Raw genomic sequence first — 24441 nt, 5'->3', positions numbered from 1 at the left:
ACGGGTGGGGAAACCGGTAATCTCCGATCGTCATGGTTCCGTCGGGATGAATGGCTGGGTATGTGACTGGGGTGCGGCACAGCGGTCCGTCGGCGGCCCGACGAGCGACCAGCAGGGCGCTGCTCGGCGTGGCCGCGGCGCTTGCCGTCGTGGCTCCGACCGCGGCAGTCGTGCCGGTCGCCGCGCCCACGAACGGTGGACAGCTCGCCGGCGCGCCGATGGCGTTCGCCCCCGGTGACGCCGTCGCCCGCACCGACCAGGTCCGCGACGAGCAGTGGCAGCTCGACGAGTTGCAGGCCGAAACGGCGTGGCGCAGCTCGACCGGCCGGGGCGTGACAGTGGCGGTGGTCGACTCCGGAGTGGACGGCAACCACCCCGACCTGGTTGGTCAGGTGCTTCCTGGCAAGGACCTGGTCGGCCCCGGTGGTGCGCCAGGCCCGGATCCGGTGGGTCACGGCACCACCGTCGCCGGCCTGATCGCCGGGCGCAACGACGACAAGCGGGGCGTGGTCGGCCTCGCACCTGACGCCCGGATCCTGCCGGTCCGCGTGCTGGACGAGGAGAACCGTTACGACGACGCGCTGATCGTCGCCCAGGGGGTCCGCTGGGCGGTCGACAACGGCGCGCGTGTGATCAACCTGTCGCTGGGCGGCAGCGGTGACAGCCCGGCCCTGGCCGCCGCTCTGGACTACGCGTTCGTCCGGGACGTGGTCGTGATCGCCTGCACCGGCAACCTGGCCACCTCCACCAGCACCAAGGTCTGGTACCCGGCCCGGGAGCCGGGTGTGATCGCCGTGTCTGGTCTCGAACGCAGCAGCGACAACCTGTGGTCCGGCTCGATCACCGGCCGGGCGACGGTGCTCACCGCTCCCGCCAGCGGCCTGGTCGGTGCCAAGCCTCCAGGCGGGTACTGGCGGGTGCAGGGCACCAGCTTCGCCGCGCCGTTGGTGGCGGCGACCGCCGCGCTGGTCCGGTCCCGCTATCCGCAGATGCCCGCCGGTGAGGTGGTCAACCGGTTGTTGGCCACCGCCCGGGACCTGGGCCCGACCGGGCGGGACGACCGCTTCGGGTACGGGGTGGTCGACCCGGTCGCCGCGTTGACCGCTCAGGTGCCGCCGGTGACCGCCAACCCGTTGGACGACCAGACGTCGCCGGGCGTGACCGGTTTCGGTCCGGCGCCCGGCTCGGTCGATGACGATCCGGTGGCCGGCGCCGGCGCCGATCCACTCGGTCTCGCCGCATCCGGTCAGCAGAGCCGGTGGACGGCTCGGGCGGCGGGCGGTCAGGACACGTCAGCGCCGGAGCAGATGTGGGTCGTTGTCGTGCTCCTCGTCGCTCTGGTCGGCGGTGCGGCCCTGATGGTGCGCCGGTTGCGTCAGCGGACCCGTTGATCGCGACCGGCCGGCAGGCCTGAGCGGCTGCCCGGCCGGGTAGAACGGACCCATGAGTACGCACCGGCCGCCCACCCTCGCTCCCACCGGCCAGCCGTCCTGGCGGCGCCGCCGATTCGACCCGGACCATGCGCTGGGTCTGCGGCTCACTCTCGCCGCGACAGCGGCGTTCCTGGTGCTGGTGCCGTTCGCGCTGCTCACCCTGCTGGTGCTCGGTGCCTGGGCGCCGCTGCACCGGCTGGACGCGGCGGTCACCGACGCGCTGCACGGCTACGCCCAGGATCATCCGGCCTGGGTCGCGCTGATGCGAGGCTGGACCGAGGTGTTCGCACCGATGCCACTGCGCGCCGTGGTCCTGCTCCTGGTGATCTGGTTGCTGCGCCGGGGAGCCCGTCGGCTGGCCCTCTGGGCGGCCACCACAATGGTCGTCGGCGGGTTGGTCGGTCCGCTGCTCAAGTTGCTGGTCGGCCGGGACCGACCGGAGTTGCTGGACCCGGTGGCCCGGGCCGCCGGCTACTCGTTCCCCTCCGGGCACGCGCTGAACGCCACCCTGGCCGCCGGGGTGCTGCTGCTGGTGCTCCTGCCGTACGCCCGGCGCGGGGTGGCGCGGGCCGCGCTCTGGGTGGCGGCGGTCCTGCTCACAGTGGTGACCGGGCTGAGCAGGGTGACGCTGGGCGTGCACTTCACCAGTGACGTGGTGGGTGGATGGTTGCTCGGTGTGGCGGTGGTCGCTGCCACCACCGCCGCGTTCACCAGTTGGCGGGCACACACCGGTCTTCGGCCGGTCCGGCCGACCCGCGACGGCGTTGCTCCCGAGGTCGAGCGGCACCCGGGAGCGGCCTGAGGAGTGACGACGAGCTCGGCCGGGTACTGGGCGACCCATGTCCGAGACCGTGGTCCAGATCCTCCGGCGGGTGCTGCTGCCGGTGTCCCTCCTGCTGGGGCTCATGGTGCTGCTCGGGGTGCTGGTCACCCGGGTGTTCGCCCGTACCTGGCCGTTCACCGTCGAGGACGCGGTGAACCGAGAGTTGGCCGCCGACCGCACCGGCGAATGGAACAACGTCTCGCTGGTGTTCAGCACGCTGGCCAGCACCCAGATGATCGTCGTGGTCACCGTGCTGGTGGCGTTGGCGCTACGGCTCTGGCTGAAGCGCTGGCGCGAGCCGCTGTTCCTGTGCGCGGCGGTGACCGCCCAGGCACTGGTGTTCCTTCTGACCACGCTGGCGATCGACCGACGGCGGCCGGCGGTGGAGCACATGGACGTCTCGCCACCCACGTCGAGCTTCCCGTCCGGGCACACCTCAGCGGCGGTGGCGCTCTACGTCGGCATCGCCGTGCTGCTGGCGCTGCGGGCACGGAGCACCGGCGCGAAGGTCGCCTGGTGGACGCTGCTGCTGATGGTGCCGCTGGGCGTGGCGCTGACCCGGATGTACCGGGGCATGCACCACCCGAGCGACGTGGTGGCGTCCTTCGTCAACGGCGGCACGTGCGTCGCGATCATGGCCCGTGCCGTGCTGGACCGGGGGCTGCGGTGGGGCCGGGCGAAGCTGCCGGCCGTCAGGCGTCCCGCTCCGGCTCAAGGCTGAGCCGACCTCGCGGCGACGCTCAGGTGCACTCGCCGGTGCCGACCTGCCTGTTGCGTTCGGCACCGGCCAACGCCACCGGGCGGGCCTCGGCCGCCGTCACGGCGAAGCCGGTGTTCGGGTCGTCGGACGCCGCCGCGAAGATCACACCGAGCACCAGGCCGTTGGCGGAGAGCAGCGGGCCCCCCGAGTTGCCGCTGCGGACCAGCGCCCGGATCGTGTAGATCTCCCGGGTCACCTCGTTGGACGAGTAGATGTCCGGGCCCTTGATCCGGTCGACGTCCCGGACCCGCGCCGACTGCGCGTTGTACGGGCCGTCGAGCGGGAAGCCGAGCACTATCGCGTCGGAGCCACTGCCCGCGTTGCCGGCGGCGAACCGCAGGGACGGCCCGGGCAGCCCAGGCACGAGCAGCACCGCCAGATCCCGGCTCGGGTCGTAGACCACCACCTTGCCGTCGTACCGCTCGCCGCCCAGCTCCACGGCGACCGAACGGGTGCCGGCCACCACGTGCGCGTTGGTCATCACCCGGTCGTCCGCGTACACGAAGCCGGAACCCTCGATCCGGCGTGAGCAGCTGGGCGCGGAGCCGAGCACCTTCACGACCGACTGCCGACCGCTGACCACCACCTGCGAGCCGGCCAGTGCCGGGTCCGGCGGGTCGACCTGCCGGGCCCGGGTGGGCGCGAGGTCACCGAAGACGTCCGGGAACCCGTCGGTGTCGACGGTGTCCTCCAGCGCCGTGGACAGCTGGTGGGCCTGCTCCGGCAGGACCTGGTTGACCACCGTGATCAACGCGCTGTTGCGGACCGAGGCGGCGAGCCAGGGCACCGAGGAGGAGCCGAGCGGCACGGCGACCAGCCAGGCGAGCAGGAGCACCGCGAACAGCGAGACGAGCGCCCCACCGACGTCGTCGGCCCGTTTGCCCACGTCGCTGGTGATCGTCTTGCGCAGGTGCGAGCCGAGCCAACCGGCGAGTGCCTGCCCGACCACTGCCAGCCCGAAGATGGCCACCAGCGAGATCAGCACACGGGTGCCGGCGTCCACGAACTGTCTGGCGAACAGCGGGCCGAGCTGGAGACCCAGCAGCAGACCCAGGAAGAAGCCGGACAACGACGTGACGCCGATGACGAAACCCTGGCGGTATCCGCTGATCGCGAACACGAGCATGAGCAGCAGCAGGACGAGATCCACGACGGACACGGGTCAAGCGTACGGGCAGTGTGCCCGCCGGATGACCATCGCTTGCGGATGGTGACCGCGCGGTCAGCGCAGGGCGTTCTCGTCAGCCTCGTCGGTGCCGGCGGACGGGGCCGGTGTCGCCCGGGTCGGCGGAAGCTCCACCACCCGGTCGAGCGACCACGGGCGGGCCCAGCCGCCCATCTCGAGCAGGGTGGCGAGCACCCCGGCGGTGAAGCCCCAGACGAGCATCCCGCGCGCCGAGAACGCCGGCCCGATCCAGCCGCTCGGGTGCCGGACCCGCAGTCGGTTGGCCGGGTCGACCAGTTCGCTGACCGGCAGGCGGGCGACGTGTGCCACCTCGGCCGGCTCCCGTGGGTGCACCGGGTGCGGGTCGTGCCACCAGGCCAGCACCGGCGTGACCACGAAGTCGCTGACCGGGATCCACAGTTTCGGCAGCTCGGCCAGCACCGTCACACTGGCCGGGTCGAGGCCGACCTCCTCGTTCGCCTCACGCAGGGCTGTGGCGCGGACGTCGGCGTCCTCCGGGTCCGCCGCACCCCCGGGAAAGGCGGGCTGGCCGGCGTGGTTGCGCAGGGTGGCGGCGCGTTGCAGGACCAGCACGTCGGGACCCGCGCCGGGCTGCTCGCCGAGCAGCACCAGCACGGCGCTCTCCCGACCGCCCTCGGTCGGCGTGGTCAGCCGGGTGAAATCCTCGGCGCGGGCGGTGCCCAGCCGGGTCAGCAACGGATCGATCCATCCGGGTGGCCGACGGGTCACGCCGGCACCGCCAGGCCGAGGTGCTGGCGGACCAGCTCGGCGAGCTTGGTGTCGTCGAGAGCGCCGCTGGCGTCGATGTGCCGGACCTGACCGTCGCCGTCGACGAAGAGGGTCAGCGGAATGGCGTTGCGCTTCAACTCGCGCTGTAGCGCCTCGCCCTGGTCCACCAGGATCGGGAACCGGACGCCGAAGTCCTCACCGATGGACTGGGCGCCGCCCCGGCTGTCCCGACTGTTGACCCCGATCACCTGGAGCTGACCGGTGGCCCGCTCGCTGAGGCGTTGGAAGGCGGGCAGCTCCTTGCGGCACGGCGGGCACCAGGAGGCCCACACGTTGATCACCGCCGGCCCGGCCACCTCCCGCAGCACGACGGGGGCACCGCCGGTGAAGCAGGAGAGCGTCAGCTCCGGCAACGCCGACCCGCCAGCGGCGGGGGCCGTCGTGCCAGGCGTACCGGAGGCCGTCGCACCCGGGCCGGGCGACGGCGGATTCGCCGTTGCCGGGGCCGCCGTGCCGGAGCCGGGCGACGGTGCCGCGGGCGCCGTGCTCAGCGTCGAACAGTCCCGGAACGGCGATGGTCGTTCAGCGGCGGCCGGGCGGGGGGCTGGCTCGTCGCCGGCAGTACCGCTGGTGCAACCGGTGACCGCCAGCAGCAGCGGCAGGACGGCGAGGGCGAGGCGGCGGTTCACGGCACCTCCGCAGCGACCGCCTGCGCGGGCACCAGATCCGGGTCGACCCCGGCGGCCACCGCGAGGTCGCGCGCCCGAGGGCCCTTGAGCAGCTTCGCGGCGGCGGCCGGCTCGGTCGGGCCGGTGCCGTACGAAGGGCAGAGCTTCGCGAGCGTGCAGGCGCCGCAGGCCGGCTTGCGGGCGTGGCAGACCCGTCGCCCGTGGAAGATGATCCGGTGCGAGAGCATGGTCCAGTCGCGCTTGTCGTACAGCGCGCCGATCGCGTGCTCGATCTTGACCGGGTCGGTCTCGGTGGTCAGCCGCCACCGATGGACCAGCCGCTGGAAGTGCGTGTCGACGGTGATGCCCGGGACGTCGAAGGCGTTGCCCAGGATCACGTTGGCGGTCTTGCGGCCGATGCCCGGGAGCGTCACCAGGTCGACGAGCCGCCCCGGGACCCTGCCGTCGTACCGGTCGAGAAGGGCCTGACCGAGCTTGAGCAGTGAGTCGGTCTTGTTGCGGTAGAAGCCGGTGGGCCGGATCAACTCCTCCATCTCGCCCCGGTCGGCGCCGGCGTACGCGGCAGCGCTCGGGTAGCGGGCGAAGAGCTTCGGGGTGACCTCGTTGACCTTCTTGTCCGTGCACTGGGCGGACAGGATCGTGGCGACGGCCAACTCCAGGGGATTGGAGTGGTCCAGCTCACAATGCGCGTCGGGATGCGTCTCGGCCAGCACCCGGCCGATCTTGCGAGCACGGCGTTTGCGCCCGAGATCGGTCTCGCTGGCACCGGGAGGGCTACTGGTCACGACGGTCAGCCTACGTCGCACCCCGGACGTTCCCCGTCGGGTCAGCCGGCGGTCGGCGCCGTGATCTTCCCCTGCCCGTCGAGGCGAGCGCCGCCCTTCGGGAAGTCGGCGCGACTCAACTCGGTGACCAGGCCCAGGCCCCGGTCGTCCGGGTCCAGGGTCGGCTTGCCGGCGGAGTTCATGTACGTGGAGGTGAACGAGCCGCCGGCCCAGCTGCCGTCCGGCTTGAGCGACACCTTCAGCACACCGCCCCAGCCGAGGCGACCGTCGTTGCTCAGCGAGTTGCCGCCGCCGGCGAAGTTGCCCAGGCTGTACGCGATCAGGCGCCCCTTGTAGAACTCCATCCCGCGCAACACGTGCGGGCCGTGCCCGACGATCAGGTCGGCGCCAGCGTCGATCATCGCGTGCGAGAACTTCACCGGATCGCCCCGGTTCTCGCCCAGGAACATCTCGGTGCCCGGCTTCACCCGGGTCTTGTCGACACCCTCGCCACCCATGTGCACCTGCACCACGACCAGGTCGGCCATGGTGGCGGCCTTGGCGACCACCGCCTTGGCCTTGTCGATGTCGACGAGGCTGTTGGACCAGACGTACGACGAGAAGCCGGCGACGGCGACCTTGACGCCCTTGACGTCGACCACGGTGATCTCGTTCGGCGCGCCGGTGTGCTCCAGGTCGTACTTCTTCAGCGCCTTCTGGGTGTTCTCGTAGCCCTTGGGCCCGTAGTCGTAGCCATGGTTGTTGGCCTGGTTGAGCACGTCGAAGCCGGCGTCACGCAGGTGGGCGGCGTACTCCGGCGGAGCGCGGAACTGGAAGCAGCGGGTGGAGTTCGCCCCGCACTTGCCGGTGCCCGTGTCGACAGTCAGCGGCTCCTCCAGGTTGCCCATCACCAGGTCGGCCTTCAGCGCGTCGGTGACCGAGTTGAAGAAGCCCTTACCGCCGGCGGCGGGCAGCCGACTGGGCGCGTTGCCCATGATGATGTCGCCGGTGGCGGAGAGCGAGATCGCGCCACCCTGACCGGACGATGCGGGCCCGGTGGCCTTCGGGCCGGTCGTGGAGACCGGCGCGCCGGTCCCACCACCTCCCGCGCCGGGCTGCCAGACGGGTGCCTCACCACCGGGGTCGGCACAGCCGGCCACGAGGAGGGCGGCCAGCAGCGCGGCGAGGCCGAGGGCGACGCGGCGGCGCGGGCGGGACGCGAGGGGGGCGGGAGCATACATCGCCCGCGACCCTACCGGTCGTTAAACGCGCCAACGACAGCCGATCGGTTGGACTTTGCGCCCCTGAGCTGGTCGGACCACGGCACGACCGGCCGGGAACCACCGGCGAGCACCGCCGCGTGCACCGCTCGGGCGAGCGGGGCGCCCCAGGTGGAGCGCGGCCCGCCGTACGCGGCCTCCGGCCCGTCCACCGGGCAGAGCACCGTGACCGCGTCGGTGGGCGTGCCGGTCCCCGGCAACCCCAGCTCGGCGATCGCCTGGGTCTTCGCCTCGGTCGCTGTGGAAACCGCGTTGACCAGCGCGGAGTCGGCGAGCCGGGCCGGCACGTACACAATGATGTTGACAGTGCCGACGCGTGGGCCGAGCGCGGCCGGCGTCGGCGCGGCAGCGGGCACCGGTGTGCCGAGCCCGACCGTCGCCCAGGCCCGCACCCCGGCGTCGCTACGCGCCACCACCTCGGCCACATCGACGCCGGTCAGCAGACCGATCCCGGGCCCGTCGAGGGCCAGCTCGGCGGCGAGCGAGGCCAGGTGCGCCGATGGGTCCTCCCGGTCGTACGACATCGGGACCGTCGCGTTCAACACCCACCGCCGGACCCCGATGCCACCGCCCAGCGGGGCACTGCTGGCCGCCCGCAGGGGCACGTCCGCACGCCAGACGAGCAGCGGTACGTTCCGCCCGTCCTCGGTGCGGCTGGTCAGAGTCGGCTCGCTCAGCACGTCGGGCAGGTTACGCCCACCGATCAAGATTCCAGGGGCGACCTCTGATTCGTGCTCACGTGCGCCTAGACTTGGCGGCGCGCGAGGGGATCAGCGGACGGCGGCCCCGGCCGACGGACGGCACGCGCAACCGGAGGTGCGCAATGGACGAGGTACTGGCCCGCAGCGGGATCTTCCAGGGTGTTGACCCGGAAGCTGCCGAGGCGCTTGCCAAGGAGATGGAGACGATCGAGGTCCGCAAGGGCGAGATCGTCTTCAATGAGGGCGAGCCCGGTGACAGCCTCTACATCCTGCTGTCCGGGAAGATCAAGGTTGGTCGCCGCGCAGCGGACGGCCGGCAGAACCTCATCGCGGTGATGGGGCCGTCGGACATGGTCGGTGAGCTGTCGCTCTTCGACCCGGGTCCGCGTACGGCGACCGCCACCGCGGTGACCGACACCCGGCTGGTGCGGCTGCGTAAGCAGGCGCTGCGGCCGTGGCTCAACAACCGCCCGGAGATCGCCGAGCAGCTGCTGCGGGTGCTCGCCCGGCGGCTGCGTCGGACCAACGACTCGCTCGCCGACCTGATCTTCACGGACGTGCCGGGGCGGGTCGCCAAGAACCTGCTCCAGATGGCGGGCCGCTTCGGCACCCGCGACGGCGGCGTTCTGCGGGTGACCCACGACCTCACCCAGGAGGAGATCGCCCAGCTCGTCGGCGCCTCCCGGGAGACCGTCAACAAGGCGCTGGCCGACTTCGCCTCGCGCGGCTGGCTGCGGTTGGACGGCAAGAGCATCATCATCCTGGACCCGGAGCGCCTGGCCCGCCGCGCCCGCGTCTGAGCAGTACAACGCGTCCCCGCCTGCCGTCACCGGCCGCAGGCGGGGACGTCTGCCGTCTGCCTGGCGCAGAATCGCTGGCCTCGATGGATGTCAGCGGTGATGGTGGGGCCATGGTGAATCGTGTTGCGGTGCTCTCCGACATCCACGGCGTCCTGCCGGCGCTGGAGGCCGTCCTGGCCGAGCCGGACGTGGCCGCCGCCGATCTGATAGTGCTCACCGGTGACATCGCCACCGGGCCGCAACCGGTCGAGGTGCTGGACGTGCTCGCCGGCCTGGGCGAGCGGGTGTGCTGGGTCGGCGGCAACTGCGAGCGCGAACTGGTCGAGGCCCGGACCGGTCGCCCGTCGTCGATCGAGGTGTCGAACTGGGCCGCCGAGCAGCTACGCGACGACCAGGTGGCCCGGCTCGCCGCACTGCCGACGACGGCGACGCTGGACATCGACGGCCTCGGGCGGACGCTGTTCTGCCACGCGACGCCCCGCGACGACGAGGAGGTCGTGCTCGTCGACTCCCGGATGGCGCGCTGGGCGGAGGTGTTCGACTGTCTTCCCGCCGAGGTTTCCACGGTGGTCTGCGGCCACACGCACATGCCCTTCACCCGGCTGGTCGATCGGCGCCTGGTGGTCAATCCGGGCAGCATCGGCATGCCGTACGGGGGCGCGGGCGCATGGTGGGCGCTGCTCGGGCCGGGCGTCCAGCTACGCCGCACCGCCTTCGACGTGGACGCGGCCTGCGCCCGGGTGGCTGCCGAGTCGGCCTTCCCCGACGCTGCCGCCTGGGCCGACGAGTACCTGCGCTCCCAGCACAGCGACGCGGACGCGCTGACCGTCTTCGGCCCCCGCGACGGCCGCTGAGCTGGCAACCCCGCGTGGCAGGCGGGAGTGGCAGCCGGGGGGCAGCCGGGGGTGGCAGGCGGCTTGGCAGGCGGCTTGGCAGGCGGCTTGGCAGGCGGCTTGGCAGGCGGCTTGGCAGGCGGCTTGGCAGCCGAGGGTGGGAGGCGGGGACGGTGGGTCAGGGTCCCTTTGGAGCTGAATCGTTTGCGACATCACCAGGACCCGATCGACTGATCAGGTCGACGGGTGATTCGTTTACGGCATCAGCTCCATAGCGAGCCTTCAGCGCGTGCCGCGGGTGCCGCGCGCCGCGGGTGCCGCATGCCGCGCGCACCGCGAATGCGGCGGGCGCCGCGAATACACCGGGCGCCGGGGGTCGGGGCGCGCGTCGGGGTCAGTGAGCGGGGCCGGGTTCAGGCGAGGGCGTCGACCGACCCCGACAGGGCCACAAAAAAGTCAGGCTTGACTGTTTGTTTCGGAGGCAGCAGGCTGTTCCCGTGCCCACCGCATCGACGCGTGTCCCCCAGCAGGAACGCAGCCGCGCCACCCAGGCCCGACTGCTGGAGGCGACCGTCGACTGCCTGATCGAGCACGGCTGGTCCGGCACCACGACCACAGTCGTCGCGGCGCGGGCCGGTGTTTCGCGTGGGGCGCAGCTGCACCACTACCCGACGAAGGCGGCGCTGGTGACGGCCGCCGTGGCCCATCTGGCCGAGCGCCGGGCCGACGAGTTGCGCACCGAGGCCGAGGCGCTGCCGGCTGGCCCGCAGCGGCTGGACCGGGTCGTCGACCTGCTCGCCGTGGCGTTCACCGGGCCGCTGTTCGTGGCCGCGCTTGAGCTCTGGGTCGCCGCCCGCACCGATCGGGAGCTGCGGGACGCCCTGGTGCCGCTGGAGGCGACGGTCGGGCGGGAGATGCACCGGCTCACCGTCGCCCTCCTCGGTGTCGACGAGCGCCGACCCGGTGTCCGCGAAGCGGTGCAGGCCACGCTCGACCTGCTCCGTGGGCTCGGGGTGGCCAACCTGCTCAGCGACGACTCCGCCCGCCGGGCCGCCCTGCTGACCACCTGGAAGCGCCAGCTCGCCACCCTGCTCACGCCCTGACCGCCGGCCGCACCGGCCACCACCGACCGGAGGCACCATGGTCGACCTCAGCGACCTGCTCACCGACCTGGCCGACGAGTCCGCCCAGCTGGACGCCCTGGTGGCGCCACTGCCCGTGGTCGACTGGGCGAGGCCGACCCCCGCGCCGGGCTGGAGCATCGGGCATCAGATCGCCCACCTCGCCTGGACCGACCACGTCGCGCTGTTGGCCGCGACCGATCCCGAGGCGTTCTACGCGACAGTCACCGCGGCGCCGGACGTGACCCGACTCGTCGACGTCGGCGCCGAGGAATTCCTCGCCCCGCCGGCCGAACTGCTGGCCCGTTGGCGGGCCGGGCGGGCCGCGCTCGTCGACGCACTGGCCGCCGTCCCGGCGGGTGGCAAACTGCCCTGGTACGGCACCCGGATGTCGGCCACCTCGATGGCTACCGCCCGGATCATGGAGACCTGGGCGCACGGCGCGGACGTGGCCGACGCGCTCGGCGTGGTCCGCCCCGACAGCGACCGACTCCGGCACGTGGCGCACCTGGGCGTGCGTACCCTCGGGCACGGTTTCGCCGCGCACGGCCGGGAGGCACCGGCGGCGCCGGTCCGGGTCGAGCTGGTCGGGCCCGGCGGCGGCACCTGGAGCTGGGGTCCGGCGGACGCCGCCGACAGGGTCACCGGCCCGGCTCGGGACTTCTGCCTGCTGGTCACCCAACGCCGGCACCGCGCGGACCTCGCTCTGGTCGCCACCGGGCCGGTCGCCGACGAATGGCTCGACGTGGCTCAGGCCTTCGCCGGGCCGCCGGGTGACGGCCGGCAGCCGGCCGGCGGGATCGGGGTACGGGCATGATCCGCATCGGCAACGCCTCCGGCTTCTACGGTGACCGGTTCACCGCCTGGCGGGAGATGCTCGACGGCGGTGACCTGGACGTGCTGACCGGCGACTACCTCGCTGAGTTGACCATGCTGATCCTGGCCCGGGACCGTATGCGCGACCCCGACCTGGGCTACGCGAAGACGTTCCTGCGGCAACTGGAGACCTGCCTCGGCACTGCCCTCGACCGTGGGGTGCGGATCGTGACGAACGCCGGTGGGCTGAACCCGGCCGGCCTGGCCGCCGCGATCGGGAAGCTCGCCGACCGGCTCGGGCTACCGACCCAGGTCGGGTACGTCGAGGGCGACACGATCCAGCGACCGGACGCGTTGAGCGCGAACGCCTACCTCGGCGCGTTCGGGATCGCCGCGTGTCTCGACGCGGGCGCGGACGTGGTGGTCACCGGCCGGGTCACCGACGCGTCGCTGGTGGTCGGCCCGGCCATCGCCCGGTACGGGTGGGGCCGCGACGACCTCGACGAGCTGGCCGGGGCCACCGTCGCGGGGCACCTCGTCGAGTGCGGCGCGCAGGTCACCGGCGGCAACTTCAGCTTCTTCACCGAGCTGCCCGACGGCGGCCACCGGCCCGGGTTCCCGATCGCCGAGGTGCACCCCGACGGCTCGTCGGTGCTCACCAAGCATCCGGGCACCGGCGGCGCGGTCACTGTGGAAACTGTCACCGCCCAACTGCTCTACGAGATCGGCGGGCCGTCGTACCTCGGGCCGGACGTGGTCACCCGACTGGACACTGTGACGCTGCACCCCGACGGGGCGGACCGGGTCCGGGTCTCCGGGGTGCGGGGCACCCCGCCCCCGCCCACGCTGAAGGTGGGCGTCAACAACCTCGGCGGGTTCCGCAACTCGATGACGTTCGTCCTGTGCGGTCTGCAGATCGAGGAGAAGGCGGCACTGGTCCGGGGGCAGATCGAGGAGGCGGTGGGCAAGGACGGGCTGGAGTTCACCCTCGCTCGGACCGACCATCCGGACGCCGTCGACACCGAGGCGGCCAGCGCTCTGCTGCACGTACACCTGCGCGACGGCGACAAGGCGCGGGCCGGGCGGGCGTTCTCGGCCGCCGCCGTGGAGTTGGCCCTGGCCTCGTACCCGGGCTGCACGCTGACCACACTGCCCGGTGACGCGACACCGTACGGCGTCTTCACCGCCGACGCGGTGCCGCAGGACGCTGTGGCGCACGTCGCTGTGCTGCCCGGTGGCGAGCGGGTGCCGATCGCCCCACCGACCCGCACTTCCCCCACCTCGCCGGACGGATCGGCCCCGGGTGGCGAGGCGGCCATCGACGGCCCGACCCGACGCGCGGCGCTCGGCGAGGTGGTGGGCGCACGCTCCGGGGACAAGGCTGGAGACGCCAACCTCGGTGTCTGGGCGCGTTCCGACGCCGGGTACGCCTGGCTGCGGACCTGGTTGACAGTCGACCGGCTGGCCGAGCTGGTGCCGGAGACCGCCCCGCTGTCGGTGCGGCGCTACGAGCTGTCGAACCTGCGGGCTGTCAACTTCGTGATCGAGGGCCTGCTCGGTGCCGGGGTGGCCGCGTCCACCCGGTTCGACCCGCAGGCCAAGGCGCTCGGCGAGCTGCTGCGCGCCCGGCTCGTCGACCTGCCGGCCGACCTTCCGATGGGGGCATCCCGATGAGCATCGTGGACACGCCGGAGCGCCGGCAACTACGCGAGCTGACCCGGGCGTTCGTGACCCGGGAGGTGTTGCCGCACCTGGACGACTGGGAGCGGGCCGGTGAGGTGCCCCGGGCGCTGCACGCGACCGCAGCGAAGCTCGGCCTGCTCGGCATCGGCTTCCCGGAGTCGGTCGGTGGCAGCGGCGGGGACCTGCTCGACTCGATCATCGTGACCGAGGAGCTGATCCGCGCCGGTGGCTCGTCCGGGCTGGTGGCGGCCCTGTTCACGCACGGGATCGCGTTGCCGCACATGGTCGCGGCGGCCGGTGCCCGCACCGGTGGCTCGCTGGGCGGCCGCCTCGGCGGCACCGCGTCCCCGGGCGACGACAGCCTGATCGAGCGGTACGTGCGGCCCACCCTGGCCGGCACGATGATCGGCGCGCTGGCCATCACCGAGCCGGACGGCGGTTCGGACGTGGCCGGCATCCGCACGACCGCCCGCCGCGACGGCGACCACTACGTGGTGAACGGGTCGAAGACGTACATCACCAGCGGGCACCGGGCCGACTTCGTGACCACCGCGGTGTGTACCGACTTCCCCGGCAGCGGCTCGCTCACCCTGCTGGTCATCGACAAGGGGTCGCCCGGGTTCACAGTGGGACGCCGGTTGGAGAAGCTGGGCTGGCACTGCTCGGACACCGCCGAGCTGTCCTTCGCTGACGTGCGGGTGCCGGTCGCCAACCGGATCGGCGCGGAGGACACCGGCTTCCTGGCGATCATGCAGAACTTCGCGGCGGAACGGCTGTCGCTGGCGACCCAGGCGTACGCGACAGCGCAGCGCTGCGTCGAGTTGGCGGTGCGCTGGTGCCGGGACCGGGAGACCTTCGGGCGTCCGCTGGCCAGCCGGCAGCTGATCCGGCACCGGTTGGCCGAGATGCACACCCGGGCCGAGGCCGCCCGGTCGTACGTGCACTGGGTCGCGGGTCGGGTCGCGGCCGGCGAGCCGGTGGTGACCGAGGTGGCGATGGCGAAGAACGTGGCGGTGGCCGCCTGCGACCACGTCGTCGACCAGGCGTTGCAGCTGCACGGCGGGTTCGGCTACCTGCGCGACGCCGAGGTGGAGCGGCACTACCGCGACGCGCGGATCCTCGGCATCGGCGGCGGCACCACCGAGATCATGAACGAGATCATCGCGAAAGGCATGGGCCTATGACCACATTGGACAGCACGGTCGACCCGTCCGCGCCCTCGTACCTGGCGAACCGGGCGGCGTTGCTGGAGCGGTTGACCGAGTTGGACGCCGCGCTGGACCAGGCGCGAGCGGGTGGCGGCGAAAAGTACGTGACCCGGCACCACGCCCGCGGCAAACTGCTCCCCCGGGAGCGGATCGAGCTGCTGGTGGACGCCGACAGCCCGTTCCTGGAGTTGTCGCCGGTCGCCGCGTACGGCTCGGACTTCCCGGTCGGGGCCAGCGTGGTCACCGGCATCGGGGTCGTCGAGGGCGTGGAGTGCCTGATCGTCGCCAACGACCCGACGGTACGCGGCGGCGCTGTCAACCCGTGGTCGCTGGCGAAGACCCGGCGGGCCGGCGAGATCGCCCTGGCCAACCGGCTGCCCATGGTCAATCTGGTGGAGTCGGCCGGGGCGGACCTGCCCACCCAGGCGGAGATCTTCATTCCCGGCGGTCGGGTGTTCCGTGACCTCACCCGGCTCTCGGCGGCCGGCATCCCCACTGTCAGCGTGGTCTTCGGCAACGCCACGGCCGGTGGCGCGTACGTGCCGGGGATGTCCGACCACGTGATCATGATTCGGGACCGGTCACAGGTCTACCTGGCCGGTCCGCCGCTGGTGAAGATGGCGACCGGCGAGGTCACCGACGACGAGTCGCTGGGTGGCGCGGCGATGCACGCCAGCACGTCCGGGCTCGCCGACTACCTGGCCGTCGACGAGCGGGACGGCATCCGGCTGGCCCGGCAGTGCGTCCGCCGGTTGAACTGGCGCAAGCGGGGCCCGTCGCCGCGGACAGCGGTGCCACAGCCGCCGAAGTACGACCCGGAGGAGCTGCTCGGCATCACCAGCGCCGACCTGAAGGTGCCGTTCGACCCCCGCGAGGTGCTGGCCCGGATCCTGGACGGCAGCGACTTCGACGAGTTCAAGCCGGCGTACGGGGACGCGCTGGTCACCGGTTGGGGCGAGCTGCACGGATATCCGGTGGGGGTGCTGGCGAACGCGCGAGGGGTGCTGTTCAGCGCGGAGGCGCAGAAGGCGGCCCAATTCATCCAGCTCGCGAACGCCTCGGACACCCCGTTGATCTTCTTGCAGAACACCACCGGCTACATGGTCGGCACCGAGTACGAGCAGCGCGGCATCATCAAGCACGGCGCGTTGATGGTCAACGCGGTGTCGAACTCGACGGTGCCGCACCTGACGGTGAACATGGGCGCCTCCTACGGCGCCGGCAACTACGGCATGTGCGGCCGCGCGTACGAGCCGAGGTTCCTGTTCACCTGGCCGAACGCGAAGTCGGCGGTGATGGGCCCGGCGCAGCTCGCGGGGGTGCTGTCGATCGTGGCCCGGCAGGCGGCTGCCGCACGAGGGCGCGACTACGACGAGGACTCCGACGCCGCGATGCGAATGATGGTCGAGCAGCAGATCGAGTCGCAGTCCGGCGCGCTCTTCCTCTCCGGCCGGCTCTACGACGACGGGGTGATCGACCCCCGGGACACCCGGACCGTCCTCGGGCTCTGCCTCTCGGCGATCCACAACGGACCGGTGAAGGGCGCCGACGGTTTCGGCGTCTTCCGGATGTAGAGGGGCCACTTATGATCAACAGACTGCTCGTGGCCAACCGGGGCGAGATCGCCCGTCGGGTCTTCGCCACCTGCCGCGCAGTGGGCGTGCAGACCGTTGCCGTGCACTCGGACGCGGACGCCGACGCGCCGTTCGTGGCCGAGGCCGACCAGGCCGTACGCCTGCCGGGGAGTTCGCCTGCCGAGACGTACCTGCGGGTCGATCTGATCCTGGACGCGGCCCGGCGCAGCGGCGCGGACGCCGTCCACCCCGGGTACGGGTTCCTCGCCGAGAACGCCGAGTTCGCGGCGGCGGTGACCGACGCCGGCCTGACCTGGGTCGGCCCGCCGGCCAAGGTGATCGCCGCGATGGGCGACAAGCTGGCGGCGAAGGCGCTGCTCGCCGAGGCGGGCGTGCCGATGCTGCCGAGCTGGACCGATACCGACGGGATCACCGACTTTCCGGTGCTGGTGAAGGCCTCCGCCGGCGGTGGTGGCCGGGGCATGCGGATCGTCCGGACCGCCGACGAACTGGCCGAGGCCGTGGCCTCCGCGCGCCGCGAGGCGGCTGCCGCGTTCGGCGACGGCACTGTCTTCATCGAGCGGTACGTCGAGCGCGGCCGGCACGTCGAGGTGCAGATCTTCGGTGACGCCCACGGTCGGGTGGTGGCCCTCGGCGACCGGGAGTGCTCGATCCAGCGGCGGCACCAGAAGATCGTCGAGGAGGCGCCGGCGGTGGTGCCGGACCGGGTGCGGACGGCGTTGCACGAGGCGGCGGTGGCCGCCGGGCGTGCTGTCGACTACCTGGGCGCGGGCACTGTGGAGTTCCTGCTCGCCCCGGGCGGTGAGTTCTTCTTCCTGGAGATGAACACCCGCCTTCAGGTCGAGCACCCGGTCACCGAGTTGTGCACCGGTCTGGACCTGGTGGGTCTGCAACTGCTCGTCGCCGAGGGTGAGCCGTTGCCGGCGGCCCTGCCGGCGAGCGCCGGGCACGCGATCGAGGTGCGCCTCTGCGCCGAGGACGCGGCGGCGGGTTGGCGGCCGGCCACCGGGACCCTGCACCGGTTCAGCGTCGGCGATGTGGCGACCGAGTTCGGTGGGCTGGCCGGGCCGGGCCTGCGGCTCGACTCGGGTGTGCTGGCCGGCTCGGTGGTCGGGGTGCACTACGACTCGATGCTTGCGAAGTTGGTCGCCTGGGGTCGTACCCGCGCGGAGGCGACCCGGCTGCTGGCCAGCGCGTTGGCCCGGGCCGAGCTGCACGGGGTGACCACCAACCGGGATCTGCTGGTCCGGGTGCTGCGCAGCCCCGCGTTCGCCGCCGTGGAGATCGACACGGGTTTCCTGGACCGGCACCCGGAGGTCTTCACTCCGCTGCTGCCCGCCGACCGGCTGCCGGTCACCGCCCTCGCCGCGGCGCTGGCCACGGCCGCCCAGCGCCGGGCGACCGCACCGGTGCTCTCCGGGCTCCCCTCCGGCTGGCGCAACGTGCCCGCCGTTCCCCAGACCACCCGCTTTCTCGGGCCGGACGGCGACGAGATCGAGATCCGCTACCGGCTGGACCGGGTCGGCCGGCTCGCCGACTGGTCCAGCACGTCGGCGGCGCAGGAGTCGGCCGAGCAACCGACGGTGGCGCTGGTCGAGGCCACAGCCGACCGGGCGGTGCTCGACGTCGACGGGGTCCGCCGCGCGTACCGCGTACACCGGGTGGGGTCGGCTGTCTTCGTGGACGGCCCGGACGGGGCGGCGAGCCTGGCCGAGCTACCGCGTCTCCCGCTGCCCACCACGGCGGTGGCGGCCGGGTCGCTGCTCGCGCCGCTGCCCGGCGTGGTGACCCGGGTGCACGTCGAGGTCGGCCAGCGGGTCTCGGCCGGCGATCCGCTGCTCACGCTGGAAGCGATGAAGCTGGAACATCCCGTGCTCGCCCCGATCGACGGGGTGGTCGCCGAGTTGCCGGTGCCAACCGGCGGTCAGGTGAAGACGGGCGCCGTGTTGGCCGTTGTCGACGAAAAGGACCCCCGATGACCTTCGACCTCACCCCCGAGCAGGACCAGTTGCGCGACGCCGTGCGGGCGCTCGGCCGTCGGTACGGCCACTCCTACTTCGTCGAGAAGGCGAGGGCCGGCGAACACACCACCGAACTCTGGGCGGAGGCCGGACGGCTCGGCTACCTGGGGGTCAACATCCCCACCGAGTACGGCGGCGGAGGCGGCGGCATCACCGAGCTGGCCATCGTCTGCGAGGAGTTGGCGGCTGCGGGTTGCCCGCTGCTACTGCTGGTGGTCTCCCCCGCCATCGCGGCGACGGTGCTCAGTCGGCACGGCACCGAGGAGCAGCGCAAGCGGCACCTGCCGGGCCTCGCCGACGGCTCCCAGAAGATCGTCTTCGCGATCACCGAGCCGGAGGCCGGTTCCAACTTCCACCGGCTCGGCACCGTGGCTCGCCGCGACGGCGACGGTTGGCTGCTCAACGGCCGCAAGTGCTACATCTCCGGAGTCGACGAGGCCGGTCACGTGCTGGTGGTGGCCCGCACCGAGGATTCCTCCACCGGCAAGTTGAAGCCGGCGCTGTTCCTGGTGCCGACCGACGCGGCCGGGCTGACCCGGTCCAAGTTGGACATGGAGATCGTGTCTCCGGAGAACCAGTTCCTGCTCTACCTGGACGACGTGCGGGTGCCCGCCGACGCGCTGCTGGGTGAGTCGTTGGACGCCGGGCTGCCGGCGCTCTTCGCCGGGCTCAACCCGGAGCGGATCACGGTGGCCGCGATGGGTGCCGGCACCGGTCGGTACGCCATCGAGCGGGCCAGTGAGTACACCGCCACCCGCAAGGTCTGGGGTGGCCGGAGCATCGGCTCGCACCAGGGGGTGTCGCATCCGCTGGCCCACGCGGCTGTGCAGGTGGAGCTGGCCCGCCTCATGATCCAGAAGGCGGCCACCCTGTACGACGCCGGCCGCGACCTGGAAGCCGGGGTGGCCGGCAACATGGCCAAGTACGCGGCCGGGGAGGCCGCCGCGCTCGCCGTGGACACCGCCGTCCAGGTGCTCGGCGGGGCCGGCATGACCACCGAGTACGGGGTGGCGACCCTGCTCGGCGCGGTCCGGGCCGGTCGGATCGCCCCGGTCAGCCGCGAGATGATCCTCAACTTCGTGGCCCAACACGTCCTCGGCCAGGACAAGTCCTACTGACGGCGCTCTGGGCGGGCGGGGCGGGGTTCAGGCCGGGGTACGGCAGGCGGCGTCGATGCGGTGAACCGGGCGGACCCGACGACCCATGCCCTCCAACAGCGAATCCTCGACGTGGAAGTCGTGAATGCGCAGTTGGTGGCGAGGCAACTCCTCCTCGCTCGGGCAGAGCACCTGTGCGCGGACCAGACCGACCGGAACGTACCGGACACCGCCCCGTTCCTGAAGGATCACCATGTTGACGTCGTCGGTGGTGACCACGTGCCCGCGAACGTCCTCGGTGGGCCCACTCTCCGCGCCCACTGTGGTGACGGTGAGCGGCAGCACCGGTGTGGTGATCACCGGCACCGCCGCCCAGACCAGGGTGGCGAGCACCGCCACCTCGGTCACCGACGCCAGCGGCCGGATCACCAGGCCCGGCAGCGGCCCCGCGACGAAGAGCGCGAGCAGCGGGGGCACGACGATGAGCGCCAGCACCAGCCACTCGTCGCCCTGCCGCATCGCGTCGCGCATCGTGGGCAGCATCAGCCAGCCGTACCCGGCGAGCAGCGCGCCGATCAGCAGCAACCGAGGCGCGACCCGCTCGTGCAGCCGCGCCGGGCTCAGTTGAAACGCGGCCACGAACGCCGGCAGCAGCAACGGCAGATAGAGCAACGGCCAGGTGATCAGGGCGAGCAGGAAGCTGGCCAGCACCACCCAGGCCGGGGTGATGTCGGCCCAGCGGGCGAAGAGCGGACGGCGACGGGTGCCCGGCGGAAGCCGGTCCGCGCTGACGGCCAGTACCGCGCCGAGCGCGAAGACGGCGACCAGCCCGGTGGAGAGCAGCCGCGCCGCCGTGGTCAGGAAACCGGCGAGCAGGTTCACCGGCCCGACGTTGGCCACCAGCAGCAGCGTGGTCTGGAGCTCCCCGCCGGCCTCCACGCCGAGGCGGAGCACCGAGAAGATCGCCGGCACGCCCACCACCGCCGTCCAGAACGACTGGCTGGCGCGGGCACGCCGCTCCGCCGGATCCCAGCGGACCCGCCCCGGCTCAACCGCGGCGACGACCGGCTCGGCCGGCTCGGCGACCGGCACCGCGGCCGGCCAGGCAACGTCACCATCCGCACCGACCGGACGATCGATGGCCGGCGGCGCTGCGGCCGTACCGTCGATCGGTGACGCGTCGCCGCCGGGCACTGACGTGCGGGGCGGCGGGACCGGCCCGTCGCCGCCGGTGGCGGTCGGCGCCGCGCTCACTTCGCGGGCGCCTTGTCGTCGAAGTCGACCAGCTTCGGCACCTCCAGCGGCTGCGGCTGGCGCTTCTCGGCCTTCAGCCAGGGGCCCAGGGTCCGGTTGTACGCGGTCTGCCAGGGGCTGGCATCTCCGTCGCGGCCCTGCACGTAGCTCTTCTGCAGGAAGAACGCGACCAGGTCGCGCAGCGCGGGATCACCGATCGGCACGCCGATGCCCAGCAACTCGCTGGTGCCGAACGGCATGTCCACGATCTCGAATTCCTTGGGAAAGCTGGCCAGGAAACCGGCGAGGATCGACTCGTCGGAGCTGACCGCGTCGTACCGCCCCTTCCGGATGCCGTCGACGCAGTCGCCGACGTCCTTGACCACGAATGTCCTGACCTGGTGCTTCTCCAACTCGGCCTCGGTGGTGGAGCCGCCGCTCGTGCAGACCTTGTACGCCGGGTCGCGCAGATCCTCGATGGTGCGGATCCTGTCCTTGAGTCGGATCGGCACCATCACCTCCTGCGTGGTGACGAAGTACGGCCCGGCGAAGCTGACCAGCTGCTTACGGTCCTCCGTCATGGAGAAGCTGGACACCACCAGGTCGACGGTGCCACCTTGCAGCGACGGGATCCGGTCCTCGGTCGCGACCGACACGAACTCCAGCCGCTGGTCCCCCTCGTAGCCGAGGGACGCCGCGATGTACCGGGCGATCTCGACGTCGAACCCGACGTGCTGGCCGTTTCGCAACTCACCCATCAGCGGCTCGTTTGTGGCGACACCGATCCGCAGCTTCGACTGACCGTAGATGTGCGTCTCGCGCATCTTCTCCTGCACGGAGGGCAGTTCCGGCTCCTTCCGGCTGTCGCAACCTGCCGCGGCGGCGAGCACGAGAGTGAGAGCGACCGCCAGCGTCGACGCGATCGGGCGGAGCCGGGACTGCGAACTGCCTGAGTTCATGGGCGACCTCGCTACCGGAAGGGCCTGCGGAACACCGAGAGTAGCGGTTCTTGTCCAATCCGTGTGCACGCGGTGGACCCTGTCGAATGGACGGCTCGGATCGACGTCGATCGGCGCGGCGGTCGGCTCTGCGGTTGACAGCCGGCCAGGTCGCGACATGCTGGACACGTGAGCCGATTGTCCAGACCCGATGCGCGCACGGTGGCGGTGCTCGCGGCGCTGGGAGCCCTTGCGCCGCTGGTCATGCTGGTCGTGTGGCGCCGACAGGACCTCCTCGGCGTGGTTCTCGCGCTGCTCTGCGTGCTAATGACCATGGTCGCCGGGGTCGCGGTCTCGGCCGCCCGTCAGGTCAACGATCCGGAGCCGGCGGACCGGTCGGCAGCTTTCGGGCCGCCCGAGCTGATGCCGTACGGGATCGACGCGGACACCCTCGATGCCCTCGACCCCAGGGACGCGTTGCGTGCGGTGCGTGACCGCCGACGCGGGTCGGACGGGCTCAGCGGCCGGTGAGCGTGGGCGCGGTGAGCGCGTCCACGCCGCGCCCCGCCAGACACCGGTAGGTCCGGTCAATGCTGCCGTCGATCGGCGGTAGCACCTCCAGGTGCCAGCCGGTCGCCTCACCGATCCCGGTGGTCAACCGGAACGTCGTGGCGCTGCACACCTGCCGCACCGGCTCGGCGGCGGTCACCTCGTCGTAGTCGGCGCCGACCAGCGACACCGGCAGGATGCCCTCGGCGTACGTCTCCCAGGTGTGTCGGCCGGCGCAGGACAGCCGAGCCGCCTCGGCGCGGCTGCCGCGGATCCGCATCGGGCCGAAGCACTCCAGCTCGGGCAGACACCGGGCCCCCTCGGGCAGGGCGGTGGGCGCACCGGTGGCGGTGGAGCAGCCGGGCAGCGGCCCGGTCGCCGGTGCGGCGATCTGGGTGGCCGACGGGTACGGGGTGGTTGGCGGTGCCCGGTCGGCGACCCAGGCACCGGCGGTCGCGGAGGCGGCGAGCGCGAGCACCCCGGCACCGCCGAAGAGCCAGCGCCGCCAACGCCGACCGGTGGGGTCCGCTCGCTGAGTGTCCTCGATGGGCGATCGGGGCACCGGCTGGCTGGCCGCGTACGGGCCGGAGAGCGTCGCGGCACCGCTGACCGGAGCGCCGCTGACGGGTGCCGCCGGCGAGCCGAGTGGCAGGTTGTTGAGCAGGTCGTGCAACTCCAGGGCAGAGGGACGCTCGCCCGGATCGTTGGCCATGCCGACACGCAGCACGTCGATCAGCTCGTCCGGCACCCCGGGCAGCGAGGGGAGCGGCTGGTTGAACATCTCCAGCACGGTGACCAGGCTCGGGTTGCGCTCGGACTGCCAGCGCGGCGGCCGGCCGTGCATCACCGCGTAGAGGGTGGCGCAGAGCGCGTACACGTCGACGGCCGGGGACGGCGGGCTGTGGCTGAACATCTCCGGCGGCGCGTACGCCGGGGTGAGCACCTCCAGGGTGACCGAGGCGTCCCTGTGCTCGGCGAGGACGGCGAGCCCGAAGTCGGCGAGCACCGCCGAGTTGAAGTGCGAGTGGAGGATGTTCGCCGGTTTCACGTCCCGATGCAGCACCCCGGCGGCGTGCGAGTGGGCCAGCGCGTCCGCGATCTTGATGCCGAGGTCGCGGGCCTCCACCGGGCCGAGCGGTGAGGTGCGCATCCGTTCGGCGTACGAGCCGTCGCAGAGCTCCATGATCAGGTAGGGGTGCTGATCGACTGTGACCCCGACGTCGAAGAGGTCCACCACGTGCGGGTGGGACGACATCCGACCGGCCGCCCGCGCCTCGCGCAGGAAGCGGGCCTGATCGCGCTCGCTGTCCAGCGTCCGGTTCTCCACTTTGACGGCGACCTCGCGACCCACGGAGATCTGGGTGGCCCGGTAGACGGTCGCGTACCCGCCCCGGGCAAAGACCCGCAAATCAGTCAGGCCGGGCACGATCGGCACTGGCACGCCGCCGGTCGGGGTGTCGGTCACCGCTCGAAAATACCCAACCCGACCGATGGCTCAGCGCACCGCGTCCGCCGGAGCCGCACCGGTGGGACCGGTACCCTCCTCGGCGACCGCAGTCGTCCCGGCACCCTCGGACGATCCGACCCCGCCGGCCAGGGTTCCCCGCCGGGCGTCCAGACGCAGACCGACGGCGGTGGCCACGGCGCCCAGCCCTTCCCACGCCGCCACCCCGAAGAACCGGTCGGGAGCTATGTCGGCCAGCACCGCGATGGTGAACACGGTGAACGTGACCAGCCGGAAGACCACAGTGAACCGGTAGAACGCCCGCCACTCGGTCACCGTGGCGAGCAGGTAGTAGACGCCCATGTTGAAGGCCGCCATCGAGGACGCCAGCAGGAACGTCCCGGTGTGATCACCGACGGCCCGCGTCGCCGGCACCTCGAACCCGAGCATGCGCAGCTGCGCCTCCGGCCAGAGCAGCCCGACCGCGCCCATCACCAGCGCCAACACGCCGAAGACCGCGATGGTCCAGCCCGCGATGGATCGCGGCAGCTTCATGAAGGGCCTCCCCAGGCACGGCGAGGGTCACCACTGTGGACCCGTACGCGGTGGTGACACGCTAGCCGCTCCCCCCGACCACCACATCCCCAGAACCGGCAGAACCGGCACCCCCCGGGGTCGCGTTGATCAAGAGCTTTCGGTCACCGGCGGGCCGGAATCTGACCGAAACCTCTTGATCAA

The 24441-nt window shown here is 72.2% G+C and carries 23 protein-coding genes; 13 read left to right on the top strand and 10 right to left on the bottom strand.

Annotated features, from left to right (window positions below):
- Positions 1 to 50 precede the first annotated feature (50 nt).
- The 3 genes from mycP to ACLQ3F_RS23670 are packed head-to-tail and all read left to right on the top strand — an operon-like array spanning position 51 to position 2977.
- On the top strand, positions 51 to 1391 hold the full coding sequence (mycP, locus tag ACLQ3F_RS23680) for a type VII secretion-associated serine protease mycosin (RefSeq protein WP_357199139.1): 1341 nt from the start codon (positions 51 to 53) through the stop codon (positions 1389 to 1391).
- A gap of 52 nt (positions 1392 to 1443) precedes the next feature.
- Positions 1444 to 2235 carry a phosphatase PAP2 family protein gene (locus ACLQ3F_RS23675; protein ID WP_357257122.1) on the top strand — a complete coding sequence of 264 codons (792 nt, stop codon included), beginning with the start codon at positions 1444 to 1446 and terminating at the stop codon, positions 2233 to 2235.
- A gap of 37 nt (positions 2236 to 2272) precedes the next feature.
- On the top strand, positions 2273 to 2977 hold the full coding sequence (locus ACLQ3F_RS23670; RefSeq protein ID WP_425851465.1) for a phosphatase PAP2 family protein: 705 nt from the start codon (positions 2273 to 2275) through the stop codon (positions 2975 to 2977).
- A 19-nt stretch (positions 2978 to 2996) separates the two neighbouring features.
- On the opposite strand, the gene ACLQ3F_RS23665 is transcribed toward ACLQ3F_RS23670, so the two are convergent.
- The 6 genes from ACLQ3F_RS23665 to ACLQ3F_RS23640 form a co-directional block, all read right to left on the bottom strand.
- A complete protein-coding gene (locus tag ACLQ3F_RS23665; RefSeq protein WP_355005978.1) occupies positions 2997 to 4175 on the bottom strand; it encodes a MarP family serine protease in 1179 nt (392 codons plus the stop codon).
- Positions 4176 to 4238: 63 nt separating this feature from the next.
- Positions 4239 to 4931, bottom strand: coding sequence for an NUDIX hydrolase (locus ACLQ3F_RS23660; protein ID WP_355005979.1), 693 nt, complete (start codon positions 4929 to 4931; stop codon positions 4239 to 4241).
- A complete protein-coding gene (locus tag ACLQ3F_RS23655) occupies positions 4928 to 5620 on the bottom strand; it encodes a redoxin family protein (protein ID WP_425851463.1) in 693 nt (230 codons plus the stop codon). Before ACLQ3F_RS23655 ends, ACLQ3F_RS23660 begins: the two co-directional genes overlap by 4 nt.
- Complete coding sequence (gene nth, locus ACLQ3F_RS23650; RefSeq protein ID WP_425851462.1) at positions 5617 to 6405, bottom strand: endonuclease III; 789 nt, start codon at positions 6403 to 6405, stop codon at positions 5617 to 5619. Before nth ends, ACLQ3F_RS23655 begins: the two co-directional genes overlap by 4 nt.
- A gap of 41 nt (positions 6406 to 6446) precedes the next feature.
- The gene (locus ACLQ3F_RS23645; RefSeq protein WP_357257112.1) at positions 6447 to 7625 is read right to left on the bottom strand and encodes a CapA family protein; all 1179 of its coding nucleotides are present in this window, start codon (positions 7623 to 7625) and stop codon (positions 6447 to 6449) included.
- Between the two features lie 11 nt (positions 7626 to 7636).
- Complete coding sequence (locus ACLQ3F_RS23640; protein ID WP_425851460.1) at positions 7637 to 8344, bottom strand: adenosylcobinamide amidohydrolase; 708 nt, start codon at positions 8342 to 8344, stop codon at positions 7637 to 7639.
- Between the two features lie 143 nt (positions 8345 to 8487).
- Between ACLQ3F_RS23640 and ACLQ3F_RS23635 the strand changes: the two genes are divergently transcribed.
- The 9 genes from ACLQ3F_RS23635 to ACLQ3F_RS23595 all read left to right on the top strand — a co-directional run bounded on the left by ACLQ3F_RS23635 (position 8488) and on the right by ACLQ3F_RS23595 (position 19560).
- Entirely contained in the window at positions 8488 to 9165 is a 678-nt protein-coding gene (locus ACLQ3F_RS23635) for a Crp/Fnr family transcriptional regulator (protein WP_007466162.1), read from the top strand.
- A gap of 110 nt (positions 9166 to 9275) precedes the next feature.
- Positions 9276 to 10019, top strand: coding sequence for a metallophosphoesterase family protein (locus tag ACLQ3F_RS23630; protein ID WP_425851459.1), 744 nt, complete (start codon positions 9276 to 9278; stop codon positions 10017 to 10019).
- 476 nt (positions 10020 to 10495) lie between these two features.
- Positions 10496 to 11101 carry a TetR/AcrR family transcriptional regulator gene (locus ACLQ3F_RS23625; protein WP_091403316.1) on the top strand — a complete coding sequence of 202 codons (606 nt, stop codon included), beginning with the start codon at positions 10496 to 10498 and terminating at the stop codon, positions 11099 to 11101.
- Between the two features lie 37 nt (positions 11102 to 11138).
- On the top strand, positions 11139 to 11936 hold the full coding sequence (locus tag ACLQ3F_RS23620) for a TIGR03084 family metal-binding protein (RefSeq protein WP_425851457.1): 798 nt from the start codon (positions 11139 to 11141) through the stop codon (positions 11934 to 11936).
- Positions 11933 to 13609, top strand: a complete 1677-nt coding sequence (locus ACLQ3F_RS23615; protein WP_425851456.1) for an acyclic terpene utilization AtuA family protein — start codon at positions 11933 to 11935, stop codon at positions 13607 to 13609. Before ACLQ3F_RS23620 ends, ACLQ3F_RS23615 begins: the two co-directional genes overlap by 4 nt.
- Positions 13606 to 14802 carry an acyl-CoA dehydrogenase family protein gene (locus ACLQ3F_RS23610; protein ID WP_425851454.1) on the top strand — a complete coding sequence of 399 codons (1197 nt, stop codon included), beginning with the start codon at positions 13606 to 13608 and terminating at the stop codon, positions 14800 to 14802. Before ACLQ3F_RS23615 ends, ACLQ3F_RS23610 begins: the two co-directional genes overlap by 4 nt.
- Positions 14799 to 16400, top strand: a complete 1602-nt coding sequence (locus ACLQ3F_RS23605) for an acyl-CoA carboxylase subunit beta (protein WP_425851453.1) — start codon at positions 14799 to 14801, stop codon at positions 16398 to 16400. The genes ACLQ3F_RS23610 and ACLQ3F_RS23605 overlap by 4 nt, the downstream gene beginning before the upstream one ends.
- 11 nt (positions 16401 to 16411) lie before the next feature.
- Positions 16412 to 18400, top strand: a complete 1989-nt coding sequence (locus ACLQ3F_RS23600; RefSeq protein ID WP_425851452.1) for an acetyl/propionyl/methylcrotonyl-CoA carboxylase subunit alpha — start codon at positions 16412 to 16414, stop codon at positions 18398 to 18400.
- On the top strand, positions 18397 to 19560 hold the full coding sequence (locus ACLQ3F_RS23595) for an acyl-CoA dehydrogenase family protein (protein WP_091403331.1): 1164 nt from the start codon (positions 18397 to 18399) through the stop codon (positions 19558 to 19560). Before ACLQ3F_RS23600 ends, ACLQ3F_RS23595 begins: the two co-directional genes overlap by 4 nt.
- A gap of 27 nt (positions 19561 to 19587) precedes the next feature.
- On the opposite strand, the gene ACLQ3F_RS23590 is transcribed toward ACLQ3F_RS23595, so the two are convergent.
- Entirely contained in the window at positions 19588 to 20793 is a 1206-nt protein-coding gene (locus ACLQ3F_RS23590) for a hypothetical protein (RefSeq protein WP_425851450.1), read from the bottom strand.
- Positions 20790 to 21731, bottom strand: coding sequence for a transporter substrate-binding domain-containing protein (locus ACLQ3F_RS23585; RefSeq protein ID WP_425851448.1), 942 nt, complete (start codon positions 21729 to 21731; stop codon positions 20790 to 20792). The genes ACLQ3F_RS23590 and ACLQ3F_RS23585 overlap by 4 nt, the downstream gene beginning before the upstream one ends.
- Before the next feature lie 168 nt (positions 21732 to 21899).
- On the opposite strand from ACLQ3F_RS23585, the gene ACLQ3F_RS23580 reads away from it, so the two are divergent.
- On the top strand, positions 21900 to 22241 hold the full coding sequence (locus ACLQ3F_RS23580; RefSeq protein WP_425851446.1) for a hypothetical protein: 342 nt from the start codon (positions 21900 to 21902) through the stop codon (positions 22239 to 22241).
- Here ACLQ3F_RS23580 and ACLQ3F_RS23575 read toward each other — a convergent pair.
- Positions 22228 to 23724 carry a serine/threonine-protein kinase gene (locus ACLQ3F_RS23575; RefSeq protein ID WP_425851445.1) on the bottom strand — a complete coding sequence of 499 codons (1497 nt, stop codon included), beginning with the start codon at positions 23722 to 23724 and terminating at the stop codon, positions 22228 to 22230. The two genes, ACLQ3F_RS23580 and ACLQ3F_RS23575, sit on opposite strands and share 14 nt — an antisense overlap.
- A gap of 30 nt (positions 23725 to 23754) precedes the next feature.
- Positions 23755 to 24258 (bottom strand): hypothetical protein, encoded by a 504-nt coding sequence (locus tag ACLQ3F_RS23570; RefSeq protein WP_425851443.1) that lies wholly within the window; start codon positions 24256 to 24258, stop codon positions 23755 to 23757.
- Positions 24259 to 24441 lie beyond the last annotated feature (183 nt).

The organism is Micromonospora sp. DT15, assembly GCF_049841475.1.
In the GTDB taxonomy this organism is placed as follows: domain Bacteria; phylum Actinomycetota; class Actinomycetes; order Mycobacteriales; family Micromonosporaceae; genus Micromonospora.
Note: the sequence above shows the minus strand (reverse complement) of the source record. Positions and strands in the feature narration are given on the sequence as shown.